The sequence below is a fragment of the Faecalibacillus sp. H12 genome (assembly GCF_013361255.1).
GTDB classification, from domain to species: Bacteria; Bacillota_I; Bacilli_A; order Erysipelotrichales; family Coprobacillaceae; genus Faecalibacillus; species Faecalibacillus intestinalis.
This window is the reverse complement of record NZ_JABWDK010000081.1, coordinates 1-520: the sequence shown is the minus strand read 5'-3', so window position 1 is coordinate 520 and position 520 is coordinate 1. Positions and strand designations below refer to the sequence as shown.

Here is a 520-nt window from a genome sequence, read left to right as displayed (position 1 = left end):
AAATGAAAATAGGAATTGGAAATGATCATGTAGCAGTAGAATACAAAAAAGAAATCAAAAAATATATAGAAGAAAAATATGGATATGAAGTAGTCAACTATGGAACAGATAGTACAGAAAGATTCAACTATCCAGTATCAGGAGAAGCAGTAGCAAATGCGGTTGTAAGTGGAGAAGTGGATAAAGGAATCGTTATCTGTGGAACAGGAGTAGGGATCTCACTAGCGGCAAATAAAGTCAATGGAATTAGATGTGTAACATGTAGCGAACCATATAGTGCACTTTTATCAAGACAACATAACAATACAAATATGTTGGCCTTTGGAGCAAGAGTTGTAGGAATTGAACTTGCAAAAATGATCGTCGATGCATGGCTTTCAGGAGAATATGAAGGTGGAAGACATCAAGTACGAATTGATATGTTAAAAGAAATCGAAGAAAAACAAAAAAATAAATAATTAATTAGTTAGAAATAGCATTATTTATAACATGCACCGATATTTTCCTCTCTTAAATATCA

Annotated in this window: 1 protein-coding gene; it reads left to right on the top strand. The window is 32.7% G+C overall.

Annotated features, from left to right (window positions below):
• The first annotated feature begins 2 nt into the window (after positions 1–2).
• On the top strand, positions 3–458 hold the full coding sequence (rpiB, locus tag HUU89_RS14495; protein WP_032091042.1) for a ribose 5-phosphate isomerase B: 456 nt from the start codon (positions 3–5) through the stop codon (positions 456–458).
• The last annotated feature ends 62 nt before the right edge of the window (positions 459–520 follow it).